The following is a 15,331-nucleotide window of genomic DNA, read 5'->3' on the forward strand; positions in this document are numbered from 1 at the left end:
CCGCCTGTCCCTCCCCTGCGACTTCAGCTGGGGACACCCGCCGCTCCGGATGGCCAGGCCGACCAGCCAACCCGCCCATCCGGCACTCAGCGCGTCTTCGAACTCCCGCCGAACCACGGCCCGCACCCGGCTCACCGGGTCTGCCGCCCTGCTGTTGTGCGCCGTCCTGCTGTTTTGTGCCGTCCTGGCCGCGACCGGCACGCGCGCCGAAGCCGGACAATTCCCGGCCGCCGCCCCCACCGGATCCCTGACCTCGATCGCATCCACGCCCCCGTCCACACCCGCCGCGCCGCCGGCCCCCGCCTCGTCTCCAGCTCAAGCCACCTCCTCCGCACCACTCACCACCTCCTCCGCACCCGCCACGTCCTCCCCTGCGCCCGCCACGTCCACGCCGCTCGCCGCATCCCCTGCCCCCGCCACACCCACGCCGCCCACCACATCCCCTGCACTCACGACACCTGCGTCACCTGGGTCGTCTGCCGAGCAGCCCGGCCGCCTGTCGTGGCCGCTGACCCCGCTCCCCCACGTCACGCGCACCTTCGAACCACCCGCCACCCCATACGGTCCCGGCCACCGCGGCGTAGACCTCGAAGCCACTGCCGGACAACAGATCCTGGCCGCGGACATGGGCGTCGTCGTGTTCGCCGGCCAGGTCGGCGGCCAGGGCGTCGTAGCGCTGGACCACGACGGCGGCCTCCGCACGACCTACCTCCCCATCACCCCCGCGGTCGCCACCGGCGACCAGGTCTACCGAGGCCAGGTACTCGGAACCGTCATGCCGGGACACCTCGGCTGCCCGTCAGCAGCCTGTCTGCACTGGGGTGCCCGGCGCGGCGCCGAGTACATCGACCCGCTCGCTCTGGTCGGCGCCCCGAGCCGAGTCCGCTTGAAACCGTGGGCGGATGGCCGGTGACGTTGCGGGGTCGCAAAGCTGGCTTCATTTCCCGGCAGCCGTAGACAGCGAATCTCCGTTGCCTGCCGCTGCGACTTCGCAGTTCAAAGGCAATCGCAGTGCCGTCGCCCGTCAACAGCGCTGGTACACGTACGCCCGGCCGCCTGGGGGAACGAGCTGGCGATCCCGCAGAATGGTCGCCTTCGGCGTGCCAGGCCGGCCGCACATCTGGGTGAAATCGCCGTCGAGGTTGTCGGCGTATTCGATGTCGATCACAAGGTCGCCGTACACCTTGGCGTATGAATCGCATTCCTCGAACCGCACGCACTCCTCGGCCACCGCGAAGTCGAACCCGGCCTGTTTGCCCCGGACACCGAACTCGGCGGCGTTCTTCTGCCCGATCACCAGTCCGCTAGCGTGCGCGATCCGCGACAGTTGCGCGGCAAACGCCAGGTTGTCCTCCGGTTTGAGCGCGCCACCGGACCGGCTGAACGAGTCGAGATTGTCGATCTCGGCCGCCTGGAAACCCTTGTGCGCGCACAGCTTTATCGCCTGTCCGACCACCTCGGCCAGCCGTTCCCGCTTGGCCTCGGTGGAGGTATCCAAGATCAGCTCGTCGGGCCAGTTTCCGTCCACGAGCGGTTGGCCGTCAGCACCGCTGAGAACAAGATCGCGCCGCTGCTCCAGCCAGGTGGCCCTGTCGGCTGGCTGGGTCTGGAAACCATTGACGTAGCAGACATTGTAGAGCCCGGCGGCGGGTGAAGCGGTGCTGTCGCGCACGACGACGGCCGTGCCGGAGGGAGGCGGGTAGGCCCCGCCGAGCTGGTAGTCGAACTTCGCGCCGCCAGGCAACGCCGTGAGACCGGCGGTTGATGCTGGTGGGGCTGGTGAGCCGGGGGGCCGCTGCGGCGACGGGGAGCACGCGGCGAGCAGCCCGAGGGCGATCACCGTGCCGGCCATCGTCAGCGAAGTGCGCCTGCTCAAACAACGGTCCTCTCCGGCCACGGCTTCGTAGTGGATCTTACGCGGCCTGCCGGGCTGCTCCGGGCTGCGGTCAGCTCCCCTCCGAAAAATGCAACGACTCTGAGGCTGTTCTTGGTGGCATCACGGTGAGGCAAACAGAGAACCGCTGGTCAGCGAAGATCGACTTGTCATACGCCGCGAGCCCCTGCAGACGTCACCCCTCCCCGAACACGCCTGAAACGCACCCGCCGAGATCGACTGGAGGCAGCACGACGGCACCTTGCCGACCGCGCAGCCCGACCGCACCTCTCCGCTCCCGCAGTTGGCCACGCCGTTGGCCACGGCGCTGACCTGCGATCGATCGCGCGGCCGGTCAGCCGGTCGGCTGCTCCATGAGCTTGGCGCGCAGCCGCATCACCGCGCGAGTGTGCAGCTGGCTCACTCGCGATTCGGTGACGCCGAGCACCTTGCCGATCTCCGCCAGGGTCAGGCTTTCGAAGTAGTAGAGGCTGACCACGATCTTGTCCCGGTCGGTGAGCTGCGCGATCGCCTCGGCCAGCTGCCGCCGGTTGTCCTGGTCGACCAGGACGGCCACCGGGTCTACCGCACCGTCGTCGGGGAGCGTGTCGACCAGCGAACCGGCATCCTTGCCCGCCGCGACGAGATCCTCCAGCGCCACCACGCTGGTGAGACGGAGCTGGCCGTAGAAGTCGCGCAGGTCGTCCAGGCTGACGCCCATTTCCCCGGCGAGTTCGGCGTCCGTCGGGGTGCGGTGCAGGCGCGCGCCCAGGCGTTCCAGCGCGCGAGCGGTTTCCTTGGCCTTGCTGCGCACCGCGCGCGGCACCCAGTCCTGGGAACGCAGGTCGTCCAGGATCGCGCCCCGGATGCGCTGCATCGCATAGGTCTCGAAGCGCAAACCACGTTCCGGGTCGAACTTTTCGATCGCGTCCACCAGACCGAAAATCCCCGACTGCACCAGATCGCCAACGTCTACATGGGTCGGAAGACCGGTGCCGACTCGGCCGGCGACGTATTTGACCAGCGGGGCGTAGTGCAGCACCAGCCGGTCGCGCGACGTCTGGTCCGGTTTGTCGGCGAACTGCCGCCACAGCGCCTGGATCCCCGCGTCGACGTCATGACCAGGACGTCCGTCCCCGCTGACGGCGTCCTGCGCGCCGGGTCGGTCCGCCCCGGCTTTCGTGACCTGCGACGTGGAAGTCATTGCACGGTCGTTCTCGGCGTGCTGCTCAGTGTGGTCTCCGTGCTCGTGCGGATGCGCGTGCGCCGACGGTTCGGCCCGGCCTTCCTGGGCCGAGTCTCCGCCGGCCCCGTCAGGCCCGCGGGTGTGCTCGGTCATGGATCGCCTTCAGCCGATCGACGGTCACGTGAGTGTAGAGCTGGGTCGTGGCCAGCGTAGCGTGACCGAGCAGTTCCTGAACGCTCCTGAGATCGGCACCTCCCTCGAGCAGATGCGTCGCAGCCGAATGCCTTAGACCGTGTGGCCCCATGTCCAGAGCGCCGGGCACCGCGGACACCGCTTCGTGCACCACCCGGCGCGCCGCGCGCGGGTCGAGCCGCTTCCCGCGGACGCCCAGGAAAAGCGCCGCGACCGGCGTTTCCCCTGCCAGGGCGGGCCGTCCGGCCTCCAGCCAGACAGCCAATGCCTCCGCCGCCGGGACGCCGAACGGGACCGTCCGCTCCTTGTCGCCCTTGCCGACCACCGTCACCACCCGGCGGGAAAAATCGACCCGCCCGACGTCCAGTCCGCACAATTCCGACACCCGAATGCCGGTTGCATACAGCAATTCGACCAGCGCTCGATCACGGAGAGCGACCGGATCCCGTTCGGCTGCTCCTTTCGCGGAGGCGGTCATGAGCGCGTCCGCCTGATCGGCTCGCAACACGCCCGGCAACGTCCGATGCGCGCGCGGCGCGGCCAGCCGCCCACCCGGATCTGACTTCAGCAAGCCCGTGCGGTGCGCCCACGCGGTGAAAGTGCGCGCGGAGGCGGCGCGGCGCGCAAGGGTGGTCCGGCCGGCACCACCCGAGCGCTGCCCGGCGAGCCACGCGCGCAACAACGTGACGTCCAAGTCCTCGAAGCGCCGCGCGGGCCGGTCACCCTCCTCCACGGTCACGAACGCCAGCAGCGACACGATGTCGCCGACGTATGCGCGCACGGTGTGCGGCGACAGGCCACGCTCGAGCGCCAGGTGTCGTTCGTAATCCGCCACCACGGCCTGGGCTTGTTCCGGCAACTCGCCGCGAAGAGCACGAAGATCGGGTCGGGGCGGGTGTTTCCGGTGTCCGCCGGGACGCGGGACCGCGCCCTGGTGTGCACTCGCTGACGGCATGGCGATCACGCTGCGCGAACCATCGGCTTTGGTCAAGCATCGCCACGCCGATCATCGGCTGGCCCTTCGGACGATCTGCCGCCAGCCGGTCTCGCCGCGCACCGCGAATCCGTCGATTTCCAATGCCGGCAACAACGCGCGCACTCGCGAAACCGGCACTCCGGCACCCGCTGCGACCTGCTCCGGAGTGCGGCCGGCGCGCGGGAGCAGCGCGTCGTAGATCCGTGCGGCCTCCGGACCGAGGTCGTCGGTAGGGCGGTGACGCGTTTCCCGGACTGGGTTCGCGGCATCGAATCGGCCGACCGTTTCGAGCACCTCGTCGACAGTGGTGACCAGCGTCGCCCGGCAGTCTCGGATCAGGGCATGGCAACCCGCGGAACTTCCGGAGTGGACGGGGCCGGGCAGTGCCATCACGACCTTGCCGAGCGCACCTGCGGTGGTAGCGGTGTTGCGGGCACCGCTGCGAATTCCGGCCTCCACCACCAGGGTGCCGTCGGTGAGGCCCGCGATCAGCCGGTTCCGGACGAGGAAACGGTGACGTGCGGGGGTAGTCCCTGGCCCGTATTCGCTGACGACCGCACCGCCTTCCGCGACGATGCGCTCCAGAAGGTCGATGTTGCCCACGGGATACCCGTGGGCAAGGCCGCAGCCGAGCACCGCCACGGTGGTCCCGCCGCCCGCGAGCGCACCTCGATGCGCCGCCGCGTCAATGCCCAGCGCGGCACCGGAAAACACCGGTATCTGCCGGATTGCCAGCGCATGTGCCATCTCGACGGCATTGTGCAACCCGTAGTCGGTGGCGAGCCGAGCGCCGACGACTGCCACCGCTCGATCCGCCGCTTCAGCCAGGCTGATGGCACCGCGCACCCACAATCCGAGCGGCGCGGCGATGTTCTTCACCCCGTTCCCGGCAGCGACGGCCAACGACAGCAGCGGCCACGCCGGCCATTCGCGGTCTTCGGGAACCACGAGCCGGGCACCGGATTTGGCGGCTTCTTCGAGATCTCGTTCCGCGACCAAGGTTTCCCGCCGCGCGGCGGTTTCGCGCAGCACCTGGCTCGGACAGTCCCCGGCGCGGACGCGCGCGGCGGCTTCGACCGGTCCGCGCTCACCGACGAACTCCAGCACATGCGGTGCCGGCGGCTCCGCGACTCCGAGCAGGTAGGCGCGGGCGAGACGCTCGGACTCAGTCGCCGCGGCCTGGTCTTCGACGGCGGCTGTCACGCCGCACCTCTTCGGCAACCGGGCTGCTCGGGCAGCACGATCGCGAGGTGCCGATCCCGGGACAGCCGCTCGCGAACCCGGACCGGGTCGTGCTCGGGCCGGACCTCGCGTCCCCGGACGGGCCGCAGATGCCGGACGATCTCGCGTTGCGCGGTCCGGGGGCGGCGGTGCCGGGCGCGCGCCGGTACGGCCGGGACAGCTTGACGACGGGACATGGGGTTCCTTTCCTTCACGGTTCCGGGCGGCGGGTGCTCGTCCCGGGAGCTGGGTCAGCGGACCGGGCCGCGCTGGGCCAGGCGGGTTCGACAGGTCAGCGAGGTTTGACGGATCAGCGGCGTCCGACAGGTCAGCGGACTCGATAGGGCAGCCAGGTTTGACGAGGCAGCGGGGCTCGAACATCGGCGGGCTGGGGCTGGGGGGGCTGGCCGCCGGGTCCCGGCGGATCGGGCTGGTCAGTGGTCAGGCGGCCTTCCGCTCCCGGAAGTCCAGCGCCGCGCTGACGTGGTCCGTGTCGGGTTGCGGGAGTCCGGCCAGGTCGGCGAGCGTCCAGGCGATGCGCAGGCACCGATCGGCGCCTCGGGCGGTCAGGAGGCCGCGGTCGAGGGCTCGGTCGAGGACGGCTGTCGCGACTGGCGGGAGGGCGAAGTCGCGGCGCAGCACCGGGCCGGGCACCTCGGTGTTCGCTTGCCAGCCTTGGCCGCGCCAACGATGCCGGGCCCGGTCGCGGGCGGCCAGGACTCGCTCCCGGACCGTCGCGGACGGTTCCGGGGTCGCGGCCTGGTGGGCGGAGATCGCGGTGAGCGGGCGCAGCCGGACGCGGAGATCCACCCGGTCGAGCAAAGGGCCGGACAGCCGGGACAGGTAGCGACGGCGGGTCGTTGCCGAGCAGGTGCAGTCGGTCTCGCGAGGCGGGGCGCACGGGCAGGGGTTCGTCGCCAGGACCAGCTGGAACCTGGCCGGGTAGGTGACGACGCCTTTCGCCCGGGAGATGCGGACCTCGCCTTCCTCCAGAACCGTGCGGAGCGAATCGAGGCGCTGGCTGCCGAATTCGCAGGCTTCGTCCAGGAACAGGACCCCGCGGTGGGCCCGGCTGATCGCGCCGGGGGCGGCCAGGCCGGTGCCGCCGCCGATGAGGGCCGGCGGGCTGATCGAGTGATGCGGGGCGACGAAGGGCGGAACGGTGATCAGCGGCGCGGATTTCGACAGCGAGCCGTCCACCGAATGGATCGCCGTGACCTGGAGCGATTCCTCCGGGGAGAGATCCGGCAGCAAACCGGGCAGCCGTCGGGCCAGCATGCTTTTGCCTACGCCGGGCGGACCGGTCAGCAGGACATGGTGACCGCCGGCGGCCGCTACTTCCAGGGCCCAGCGCGCTTCCGGCTGGCCTACGACGTCGGCCAGGTCCGGGACGGCGGCGGGCACGGCACGGACCGGGGCGGCGGGGTGCTCGAGTTCGCCTTCGTCCTTCAGCCAGGCGAGCAGTTCGGACAGCCGGGAAACGCCGGCGATCTCCAGGCCGTCCACCAGCGCGGCCTCGACGAGGGACTCGATCGGTACGACGGCGCGCTCGTGTCCGGCCGCTTTGGCGGCCAGCAGGCCGGGCAGCACGCCGCGGACCGGCCGGATGCGGCCGTCCAGCGCGAGTTCTCCGAGCAGGATCGTGTTCAGCAGCTTCCGGGCCGGGACGGCGCCGGTGGCGACCAGGACCGCGGCGGCGATGCCCAGGTCGTACCCGGAGCCCATCTTCGGCAAGTTGGCCGGGGACAGCGCGAGGGTGATCTTGCCGTCCGGCCAGGGCTGGCCGGAGTTGCGGACGGCGGAGCGGACTCGGTCTTTCGCCTCGCGCAGACCGGCGTCGGGCAGGCCGACGAGAGTGACCCGGCTGAGGCCACCGCCCAAGTCGGCTTCGATCTCGACTACTCGGCCTTCGATGCCCAGCAGGGCGACGGACCAGGTTTTCGCGTGCGGCATCAGCGGGCTCCCGCAGTGCGCTGGAGGGCGGCGGGCCCGTCCATCCGGCCGCTCGGCACCGGCCAGGCTCCTGTGTTCAGCATCAGAAAGCCCCTCGGATGTGCTGCACGACCGGATCCTCGCCTCGCGGTGCGTAGACCGTCACGACGTCGTAGCGCACCCGGCACCAGCCGACGTGGTGCTCTCGCAGCCATCGCATCGCCGCTCGGTGGACCCGGTCGATCTTCTCCTGCGTCACCGACTCGGCAGGGCTTCCGTACTCCGTGCCGGAGCGGGTCTTCACCTCGCAGAAGACCACTCGCGCGCCTTCCGACAGGACCAGGTCCAGCTCGCCCTCCCGGCAGTGCCAGTTCCGGTCCAGCAGGACCAAGCCCGCGTCCTGCAGGCGCCGGGCGGCGAGGTCCTCGCCCCAGCGGCCGAACGTCTGGCGCCAGAGCGCGCCGTGGTTCGGGGCGTCGTTCATGAGGTCCCCCTCAGGCAGCGTGCGCACCGCGGTCACGGTGCGTGTGCTTCCACGATCGCAACGTGACGGAGCGCGACGCCAGGGGGATTTCCTCCGGGTGTGGATAACTCGAGGGTTGTGGATCGCTGCCCGGCCGCGGAACCCAGCGGCACCGGAAATGTCAGGGTGGTGTGCAGGAACGACGAAGGCCACCCGGCGGTGCCGGGTGGCCTTGTGGCGAAGCGGGAGAACTCAGCCCGAGAACGGGCCGTCTTCCGGGAGTCGCAGGTCGGGCTTGTCGAGTTCCTCGACGTTGACGTCTTTGAAGGTGATGACCCGGACGTGCTTGACGAACCGGGCGGGGCGGTACATGTCCCAGACCCACGCGTCCGACATGCGCACCTCGAAGTACACCTCGCCTCCACCGTCGCGCACCTGCACGTCCACGGCGTTGGCCAGGTAGAACCGCCGCTCGGTCTCCACCACGTACGAGAACTGGCCGACTATGTCGCGGTACTCGCGGTACAGCGAGAGCTCCATCTCGGTCTCGTACTTCTCGAGATCCTCTGCGCTCATGAAATCCGCGCCCCTCCTCGCGTTCGTCCTGCTCCGGCGGCGGAGCGTTCATTCTTACCCACCGGGCGGTCCGGGGCACGGACCGGCCCGCCCGCTTTTTCCAGGGCATTCTCCAGTGCAGCGTAGGTCAGTACTACCGGGTGCGGAGCAGTGAGCCCGTGTGCGAGCGCCGCGGTGGCGACATTCGTGTACGACCAGCGATGCACCCGGCTCGGACCGTACTCGCCCAGAGCGGCGAGATGGTCCGCTGTGCTGTACCCCTTGTGCACGTCGAACCCGTACGCCGGCAGCTCGTCGTGCAGGCCGGTCATGATCCGGTCCCGGGTCACCTTGGCCAGCACGGACGCCGCCGCGATGCTGGCGACGCAGCGGTCTCCCTTGATCACCGCGAGGTTCGCGGCGGGGATGCCGGGGACCGGGAAGCCGTCCGTCAGCACGTAGCCGGGGTGGGTCCGCAAGCCGGCGACGGCGCGGCGCATCCCTTCCAGATTCATCACCCGGATGCCGAGCAGATCGACCTGCTCGGCGGGGATGACGATCACGCAATAGTCGAGGGCTCGCTTCAGCACCCGGTCATAGACCCGGTCGCGGGCCTTCGCGGTGAGCAGCTTCGAGTCGGTGAGCTCCGGCAGCCGGGCAGCGTCGCCGGGGCGCAGCACGCAAGAGGCGACGACCAGCGGGCCGGCGCAAGCACCGGCTCCGGCCTCGTCCACTCCAGCGACCGGGCCGAGGCCGCGTCGCTCGAGCGCGCCCTGTAAACCCCAGAACAGTTCGCCGCGCACGACGGCGCGGGGCGGCCGCACGGGTTCGGCGGGAATGCGGGGAGCCGGGAGCGGGTACGCCGTCCCGGAATCGCCGAGGGAGCGCACTGGCTACCGTCTCCGGCCGGCCGCCTTGCGGAGGCCCGCCTTCAGCCGTCGTCCGCCGTAGAACACCGGCACGGCCGTCGCGACTCCGAGGCCGAGCGGAAGCCCTTGCTGCCAGGCCGGTGCGCCGAGCGCGACCGGCTGGGCGTTCTCCTGCGGATTGTGGTCCGAAATGCCGCCCCAGCGGCCCGGCGGCAGCACGATGATGCGCGCCTTGCCGATGACGTCGTCCACCGGCACCGCACCGTTGGGCCCGCCGCCGCCTTGATAGCGCGAGTCGGCGGAGTTGTTGCGGTTGTCGCCCATCACCCACAGGGCGCCCTGGGGCACCTTGACCGGAGCGAACGACTCCTGCACGGGGTGGTTCGGGTCTTCCCAGTGGATGTAGGGCTCGTCGAGCGCCTTGCCGTCGACGATCACCCGGTTGCGGTCGTCGCAACACTGAACGGTCTGGCCGGCGGTGGCGACGACTCGCTTGACGAAGTCCCGCTCGTCCGGCGGCGCGAAGCCGACCAGCGAGCCAAGGCCGCGCAGCGCGCGCACCACGATGTTGCTCGACTCCTGCGGCGCGATCTCGTTCTCGGTCCACGCGGGCGGGCCCTTGAACACGATCACGTCCCCCGGAGAGGGGTCCTTGAAGTCGTAGGTGACGCGGTCGACCAGGATCCGGTCGCCGGTGCACCCAGGGCAGCCGTGGAGCGTGGCCTCCATCGATCCGGACGGGATCATGTAGACCTTGGCGAGGAACGCCTGGATCAAGATCGTCAGGACCAGCGCGATCCCGATCAGGATCGGCAGTTCCTTCCAGAACGACCGTTTCTTCTCGGATTTGCCCCGCCGGTGCGACCCCCGACGCCCGCCGGACCGTTCCTGGTCCTCCGGGCGTTCGGGGCCGTCCTCGTCAGCGTTCTGGGACACGGGTTCGACCACGTCGCCAGGCTACCGGGTACCGCTGCTCAGGAAGCGGAGGTGGTCTCGCGGTTCTCGCGGCGCTCCTTGATCTTGGCCTTCTTGCCGCGGAGCTCGCGCAGGTAGTACAGCTTCGCCCGGCGGACGTCGCCGCGCTTGAAGACCTCGATCTCGGCCACGTTCGGCGAGTGCACCGGGAAGGTGCGCTCGACGCCGACGCCGAACGAGACCTTGCGGACGGTGAAGGTCTCCCGGACGCCGCCGCCGTGCCGGCGGATCACGACGCCCTGGAAGACCTGGTTGCGCTCGCGGTTGCCCTCGATGACGCGGACGTGCACCTTGAGCGTGTCGCCGGGGCGGAAGGCCGGGATGTCGGAACGCAGTGACTGCGCGTCCAGCGCGTCCAGGGTGTTCATCGGTGGTCCGTCCTCGTATTCGTGTGGCTTACGTACAGCTTGAGCGCGCAGCGATAGGCACTGCGACTAGCCCGGGGCTGATGGCGTTCACAATTGGCGACGCTGTTTGACGATTGCCGGGGCAAACGTCAAGCTGAAAGCGTCACGCCAACCGGTCCATTATGGCAAACCTCGGGCGAACCCTTCACAGGGGGTCTAGCCGGGGTGCTCGCCGAGCTGGTCGAGCACCTCGTGATCGCGCCGGTCCAGGCTGCCCTCCGGCAGCTTGGCCAGCAGATCGGGGCGGCGCCGCGCGGTGCGCTCGAGCGCCCGGTCGCGTCGCCAGCGGTCGATGACCGCGTGGTTGCCCGAGCGCAGCACGTCCGGCACCGCCAGGTCGCGCCACACCTCCGGGCGGGTGTAGCTGGGGCCTTCGAGCAAGCCGTCGGAGAACGAGTCCTCGGCCGCCGACCGCGCGTTGCCGAGCACGCCCGGCAGCAGCCGGACCACCGCCTCGACGATCACCAGCACCGCGGCCTCGCCGCCGACCAGCACGTAGTCGCCGATCGAGACCTCGTCGACCGGCATCCGGCGGGCCGCGTCGTCCACGACCCGCTGGTCGATGCCCTCGTAGCGGCCGCAGGCGAACACCAGGTGCTTTTCCTCGGCGTAGGAATGCGCCAGTTCCTGGGTGAACGGCTTGCCGGCCGGCGTGGGCACCACGAGCCGGGTCTCCTCGCCGCACACGTCGTCCAGCGCGGGACCCCAGATCTGCGGCTTCATGACCATGCCGGGACCGCCGCCGTACGGGGCGTCGTCGACCGCGCGGTGGACGTCGTGGGTCCAGTCGCGCAGGTCGTGCACGCCGACCTCGATGAGGCCGCGGTCGATCGCCCGGCCCAGCAGCGCGGCGCGCAGCGGATCCAGGTACTCGGGGAAAATGGTGACGACGTCGATGCGCAAGCGGTTACCAGTTCCAGTACTCGGTGGCCTGGGCGTGCCAGGGGCTCGGGACGTCCTGGTCGATCGCGAAGGCCATGCCGAGCCCCTTCGCGATCTTGATGCTGCGGTGCAGGGTCTTGCGGATCGGCGACCCGGCGGGCAGCCCGTTGTCGTCCGACCAGGTCTCGGTCTGCGTGACGCAGGTGCGCGCCCCGAAGCGGGCGTTCGAGCACGGAGCGGGCGCACCCCAGGTCTGCAGATGTTCGAAGTGCACGATCTTGCCCGAGCTCTTCTCGGTGATCGTGCCACGCGCGATGAGCCGGTAGTCCGTGGACGGCACGGTCCAGCGCACGTAGTGCTGGCGGCCGCCGTCGGACGGGATCGGCGTGCACGTGGAGCCGTTGCACGCGGACTCCTCGGTGACTCGCTGCGTGTAGTACGTGCCGTTGCCGTCCCAGCCGTCGAGCAGCACCCAGTCGCCCGAGCGGACGAAGTGCTCGGCGGTCGCCGGCGGCCACGTGACCGGGTCGCCCCAGGTGATCTGCGATTCGGTGGCCGACTGCGGCGACCACGCCCACTGGAACGCCTTCTCCCCCGGCGGGGCGTACTGGCCCGCGCTGCGCTGGAACATCAGCGAAAAGTCGCCGTACACCGGCGAAGCGGCCTGCGCGGGCGGCGCGGCGAAAGCGGTGGCCAGAACGGCTGCGAAGACAGCCTTCGTCCAGAACTTCACGAACTCCCCCTCAGTCAGCGTCGAGGAGGCCTTCGGGCGGATCGAGCACGACCCGACCCCCAGCGACATCCACCACCGGAACGATGGCGCGGACGAAAGGTACCAAGACCGAGCGCCCGTCGTGATCGAGTTCGAGCAGTTCCCCGGCCGGCGAGTGGACCACCTCGACGACCTTGCCGACGACCGTCCCGTCGGCCAGCTCGGCGCTCAGGCCGGCCAGCTCGTGGTCGTAGAACTCGTCCGGGTCGCCGGTGGGCGGCAGCGTGTCCGTGTCCGCCAGAAGCAGGGCTCCGCGCAGGGTTTCCGCGACATCGCGGGTGAGCACCTGCTCGAAACGCACCAGCAGCCGCCCGCTGTGTTCGCGGGCGGCTGCGATGGTGAGTTCTCTCGTGCTGCCGTCGCGCAGCTTCGTCGTGACGACCGCACCGACCGCGAACCGCTCCTGCGGAGAATCGGTGCGCACGTCGACCGCGAGCTCGCCGCGGATGCCGTGCGCTTTCGCGATACGGCCGACTACGACGTCCATCCTGACCGTTTCCGTAAGTTCCGGGTCAGCGATCGGTGTCGACGACGTCCACCCGGACGCCGCGGCCGCCGATGCCGCCCATCACGGTGCGCAGAGCGGTCGCCGTGCGACCGCCCCGGCCGATCACCTTGCCGAGGTCGTCGGGGTGCACGTGCACCTCGAGCGTGCGGCCACGACGCGTGGTCAGCAGCTCGACCCGGACCTCGTCCGGGTTGTCGACGATCCCGCGCACGAGGTGCTCGAGGGAGTCGGCGAGGAAGCTCACTCGGACTTCTCGCCCTCAGCAGCTTCGGCCTTCTCCTCGGCCTTCTTCGGGGCCTTCTTCTTCTGCGTGATCGCCTCGGCGGAGGGCTCCTCGCCCGCCGCGGCCAGCGCCGCGTTGAACAGGTCCTGCTTGGACGGCTTCGGCTCGGCCACCTTCAGGGTGCCCTCGGCGCCCGGCAGGCCCTTGAACTTCTGCCAGTCGCCGGTGATCTCGAGGATGCGCTGGACCGGCTCGGTCGGCTGCGCGCCGACGCCCAGCCAGTACTGCGCCCGCTCGGTGTCGACCTCGATGAAGCTCGGCTCTTCCTTCGGGTGGTACTTGCCGATCGTCTCGATGGCCTTGCCGTCCCGGCGGGTGCGCGCGTCGGCGATGATGATGCGGTAGTACGGCGCACGGATCTTGCCGAGGCGCTGCAGCTTGATCTTGACGGCCACGGGTGTGGGTACTCCTCAGTGCTGTGTGGTGCAAGGCGCGCGCCGAACCCGTGGGGACAGGCTTGCGGGCGCCCGGAGGTCAGGAGCTTCCGCGCGGCGAGAGGGTCCGGCGGAAGCGGGCAAGCAAACATTCTGCCAGATGCCCCGTCGTGCCTGCGCAGGGGCCCGCCGTGGTCAGAACGAGGCGATGCCGAGCGCGCCGAGCAGGATCGCGACCGCGGGCAGGAAGTTGTTCACCGCGTGCGCGACGATGCCGCCGGCGAGACGCCCGGTGCTGAGCCGGGCCAGCCCGATCGGAATCGAGATCACCAGCAGCAAGGTGGTGCGCAGCGGTTCCAGATGGCTGACCGCGAACACCGCGGTGGACAGCAGGAACGCGGCCATCCGGCCCCACTTCTCGCTGCGCCACTGCAGCCGCTCCACCGCGCCCCAGAGCAGGCCGCGGTAGATGATCTCCTCGCAGATCGGCCCGACCAGCCACAGGTAGCCGAACATGACGATCGCCGCGGGCACCGACATCTTGCGGTCGTCGACCACCGCGCTGATCGCCGAGGTCGCGTTCGACGAGCCCACCGCCTCGGTCCAGATCCACGCGCTCAGCGAGGTGAGCACCAGGCCGAGCAGTCCGTACTTGAGGCCGACGCGGGCGTCCGCCCACCGCCATTCCAGCCGCAAGTCGAGCTTCGGCCCGTTGCCGCGCACGAGCGTGACCAGCACCGCTGCCCCGGCGGCGATCAGAGTCGGCAGCATGGTGCCGAGCAGGACCGTGCTGATCGGCAGCGGCCGTCCGTGCGCGGGCTGGCCGGCCAGCACGCCGATGAACGCCGCGGACGCCAGCAGGATCGCTTCGACCAGGAGAAAGGCCCCGAATCCCCACCGATGGGACGGGAACGCGGCCGATTCGGCCCCGAATTCCTCCGGGGAGAGAGCGCTGGTTTCGCGGGGCCGTGATGTGGTCACGCCCGCCTCCCCGTGCTCGCTTGGCTCACCGGTCGAGCCTAGCCGCCGAAACGGCTTCGCACAGTACTCGGATGGTCTTGCTCAGTATCCGGTGAACAGCAGCACGGCCGGCGGCAAGTTGTTGGCGACGTGCGCGATGACGCTTGCCGAGGTCCGCCCGGAGTAGTGCCGGGCCAGGCCGAGCACCAGGCCCTGGCCGAACAGCGCGATCGTGCGGGTGGCCTCGCCGTGCAGCAGCGCGAACACCAGGGAGGTGAGCACCAGCACCACCCACGGCGGCACCCGATGGTGTACCAGTGCGTTCCACAGCGCGCCGCGCAGCAGCAGTTCCTCGGTCAGCGGCACAGCGACCACGAGCAGCAGCGCGGCGGCGACCAGCCAGACCGGGCCGCTGCCGGACACGTCCGGCAGATCGGTGAGCGGGCTGTCGGACACCTCGTCGCCGCCGAAGACGGAGATCTCGGCGAGATTCAGCACGAAACCGACGACAAGGGCGAGCGCGCCGCAGGCGAGGCCGATCCGGAGGTCGCGGCCGCGGGGGCGCAGGCCGAAGTCGCGTTCGAGACCGTCGCCGCGGCGCAGCGAGCCGAGCAGCGGGCCGAGGCCGAGGATCAGGTTCGGCAAGAGGGCCAGCAGGAGCAGCGGCCCGACGAATGCCTCGACCGGGTCGTCGTCGCGGACGTGCCGGTTGAAGGCGGCCGCGGTGAGGATGGTGACGAGGTAGTAGCCGGCGACTCCGCCGAAAAAGGCGGCGAATGCCCAATGGGCACCGAGTATTTTTCTGTCCCCAGCGTCGTCGGCCACGGTTTCACGCTAGGCGCCCGGCCCGTGGCGCGTCGCGGCGGGGTGGCGCCGGGCGAGACAGTCCTTCGCCGGGCGAGA

19 protein-coding genes are annotated in these 15,331 nt (G+C 70.3%); 1 reads left to right on the forward strand and 18 read right to left on the reverse strand.

Annotated elements, in window-relative coordinates; all coding sequences use genetic code 11:
- The first annotated feature begins 256 nt into the window (after positions 1-256).
- Positions 257-913: a M23 family metallopeptidase gene (locus tag AMYBE_RS46690; protein WP_154676595.1), complete on the forward strand. Its 657-nt coding sequence runs from the start codon at positions 257-259 to the stop codon at positions 911-913.
- Between the two features lie 111 nt (positions 914-1,024).
- Here the strand turns inward: AMYBE_RS46690 and AMYBE_RS0122520 are convergent, their stop codons facing one another.
- From AMYBE_RS0122520 to AMYBE_RS0122600, 18 genes are all read right to left on the reverse strand, one after another.
- Positions 1,025-1,852 carry an endo alpha-1,4 polygalactosaminidase gene (locus AMYBE_RS0122520; protein WP_027927898.1) on the reverse strand — a complete coding sequence of 276 codons (828 nt, stop codon included), beginning with the start codon at positions 1,850-1,852 and terminating at the stop codon, positions 1,025-1,027.
- 376 nt (positions 1,853-2,228) lie between these two features.
- Positions 2,229-3,212: a FliA/WhiG family RNA polymerase sigma factor gene (locus AMYBE_RS0122525; protein ID WP_020661655.1), complete on the reverse strand. Its 984-nt coding sequence runs from the start codon at positions 3,210-3,212 to the stop codon at positions 2,229-2,231.
- Entirely contained in the window at positions 3,187-4,206 is a 1,020-nt protein-coding gene (locus AMYBE_RS0122530; protein WP_245573239.1) for a tyrosine recombinase XerC, read from the reverse strand. Before AMYBE_RS0122530 ends, AMYBE_RS0122525 begins: the two co-directional genes overlap by 26 nt.
- A 51-nt stretch (positions 4,207-4,257) precedes the next feature.
- Complete coding sequence (gene dprA, locus AMYBE_RS0122535; RefSeq protein ID WP_020661657.1) at positions 4,258-5,430, reverse strand: DNA-processing protein DprA; 1,173 nt, start codon at positions 5,428-5,430, stop codon at positions 4,258-4,260.
- Complete coding sequence (locus AMYBE_RS45025; RefSeq protein WP_154676278.1) at positions 5,427-5,645, reverse strand: hypothetical protein; 219 nt, start codon at positions 5,643-5,645, stop codon at positions 5,427-5,429. The genes dprA and AMYBE_RS45025 overlap by 4 nt, the downstream gene beginning before the upstream one ends.
- Positions 5,646-5,889: 244 nt before the next feature.
- A complete protein-coding gene (locus AMYBE_RS0122540; RefSeq protein WP_020661658.1) occupies positions 5,890-7,401 on the reverse strand; it encodes a YifB family Mg chelatase-like AAA ATPase in 1,512 nt (503 codons plus the stop codon).
- 82 nt (positions 7,402-7,483) lie between these two features.
- Positions 7,484-7,864 carry a YraN family protein gene (locus AMYBE_RS0122545; RefSeq protein ID WP_027927901.1) on the reverse strand — a complete coding sequence of 127 codons (381 nt, stop codon included), beginning with the start codon at positions 7,862-7,864 and terminating at the stop codon, positions 7,484-7,486.
- 231 nt (positions 7,865-8,095) lie between these two features.
- Positions 8,096-8,419, reverse strand: coding sequence for a DUF2469 domain-containing protein (locus tag AMYBE_RS0122550; protein WP_003096226.1), 324 nt, complete (start codon positions 8,417-8,419; stop codon positions 8,096-8,098).
- Complete coding sequence (locus tag AMYBE_RS0122555; protein ID WP_027927902.1) at positions 8,416-9,222, reverse strand: ribonuclease HII; 807 nt, start codon at positions 9,220-9,222, stop codon at positions 8,416-8,418. The genes AMYBE_RS0122550 and AMYBE_RS0122555 overlap by 4 nt, the downstream gene beginning before the upstream one ends.
- Positions 9,223-9,291: 69 nt before the next feature.
- Positions 9,292-10,215 carry a signal peptidase I gene (gene lepB / locus AMYBE_RS0122560; RefSeq protein WP_020661661.1) on the reverse strand — a complete coding sequence of 308 codons (924 nt, stop codon included), beginning with the start codon at positions 10,213-10,215 and terminating at the stop codon, positions 9,292-9,294.
- Positions 10,216-10,241: 26 nt separating this feature from the next.
- Entirely contained in the window at positions 10,242-10,610 is a 369-nt protein-coding gene (gene rplS, locus AMYBE_RS0122565) for a 50S ribosomal protein L19 (protein WP_020661662.1), read from the reverse strand.
- Between the two features lie 195 nt (positions 10,611-10,805).
- Complete coding sequence (trmD, locus tag AMYBE_RS0122570; protein WP_020661663.1) at positions 10,806-11,552, reverse strand: tRNA (guanosine(37)-N1)-methyltransferase TrmD; 747 nt, start codon at positions 11,550-11,552, stop codon at positions 10,806-10,808.
- Between the two features lie 4 nt (positions 11,553-11,556).
- A complete protein-coding gene (locus AMYBE_RS0122575; RefSeq protein WP_020661664.1) occupies positions 11,557-12,264 on the reverse strand; it encodes a hypothetical protein in 708 nt (235 codons plus the stop codon).
- 10 nt (positions 12,265-12,274) lie between these two features.
- Complete coding sequence (gene rimM / locus AMYBE_RS0122580; protein ID WP_020661665.1) at positions 12,275-12,790, reverse strand: ribosome maturation factor RimM; 516 nt, start codon at positions 12,788-12,790, stop codon at positions 12,275-12,277.
- A 25-nt stretch (positions 12,791-12,815) separates the two neighbouring features.
- On the reverse strand, positions 12,816-13,055 hold the full coding sequence (locus AMYBE_RS0122585; protein WP_003103110.1) for an RNA-binding protein: 240 nt from the start codon (positions 13,053-13,055) through the stop codon (positions 12,816-12,818).
- The gene (gene rpsP / locus AMYBE_RS0122590) at positions 13,052-13,489 is read right to left on the reverse strand and encodes a 30S ribosomal protein S16 (protein ID WP_020661666.1); all 438 of its coding nucleotides are present in this window, start codon (positions 13,487-13,489) and stop codon (positions 13,052-13,054) included. Before rpsP ends, AMYBE_RS0122585 begins: the two co-directional genes overlap by 4 nt.
- Positions 13,490-13,663: 174 nt before the next feature.
- A complete protein-coding gene (locus AMYBE_RS0122595; RefSeq protein WP_020661667.1) occupies positions 13,664-14,449 on the reverse strand; it encodes a CPBP family intramembrane glutamic endopeptidase in 786 nt (261 codons plus the stop codon).
- Positions 14,450-14,530: 81 nt separating this feature from the next.
- On the reverse strand, positions 14,531-15,253 hold the full coding sequence (locus AMYBE_RS0122600) for a CPBP family intramembrane glutamic endopeptidase (RefSeq protein WP_020661668.1): 723 nt from the start codon (positions 15,251-15,253) through the stop codon (positions 14,531-14,533).
- Positions 15,254-15,331 lie beyond the last annotated feature (78 nt).

This window comes from Amycolatopsis benzoatilytica AK 16/65, assembly GCF_000383915.1.
In the GTDB taxonomy this organism is placed as follows: domain Bacteria; phylum Actinomycetota; class Actinomycetes; order Mycobacteriales; family Pseudonocardiaceae; genus Amycolatopsis; species Amycolatopsis benzoatilytica.

Excerpts from the sequence above, each read along its gene's own strand:
- AMYBE_RS0122550 (WP_003096226.1), bottom strand. The coding sequence starts at position 8,419 with ATGAGCGCAGAGGATCTCGAGAAGTACGAGACCGAGATGGAGCTCTCG.
- AMYBE_RS0122540 (WP_020661658.1), bottom strand. The coding sequence starts at position 7,401 with ATGCCGCACGCGAAAACCTGGTCCGTCGCCCTGCTGGGCATCGAAGGC.
- AMYBE_RS0122520 (WP_027927898.1), bottom strand. The coding sequence starts at position 1,852 with ATGGCCGGCACGGTGATCGCCCTCGGGCTGCTCGCCGCGTGCTCCCCG.
- AMYBE_RS0122545 (WP_027927901.1), bottom strand. The coding sequence starts at position 7,864 with ATGAACGACGCCCCGAACCACGGCGCGCTCTGGCGCCAGACGTTCGGC.
- AMYBE_RS0122525 (WP_020661655.1), bottom strand. The coding sequence starts at position 3,212 with ATGACCGAGCACACCCGCGGGCCTGACGGGGCCGGCGGAGACTCGGCC.
- AMYBE_RS0122530 (WP_245573239.1), bottom strand. The coding sequence starts at position 4,206 with ATGCCGTCAGCGAGTGCACACCAGGGCGCGGTCCCGCGTCCCGGCGGA.
- rimM (WP_020661665.1), bottom strand. The coding sequence starts at position 12,790 with ATGGACGTCGTAGTCGGCCGTATCGCGAAAGCGCACGGCATCCGCGGC.
- rplS (WP_020661662.1), bottom strand. The coding sequence starts at position 10,610 with ATGAACACCCTGGACGCGCTGGACGCGCAGTCACTGCGTTCCGACATC.
- AMYBE_RS45025 (WP_154676278.1), bottom strand. The coding sequence starts at position 5,645 with ATGTCCCGTCGTCAAGCTGTCCCGGCCGTACCGGCGCGCGCCCGGCAC.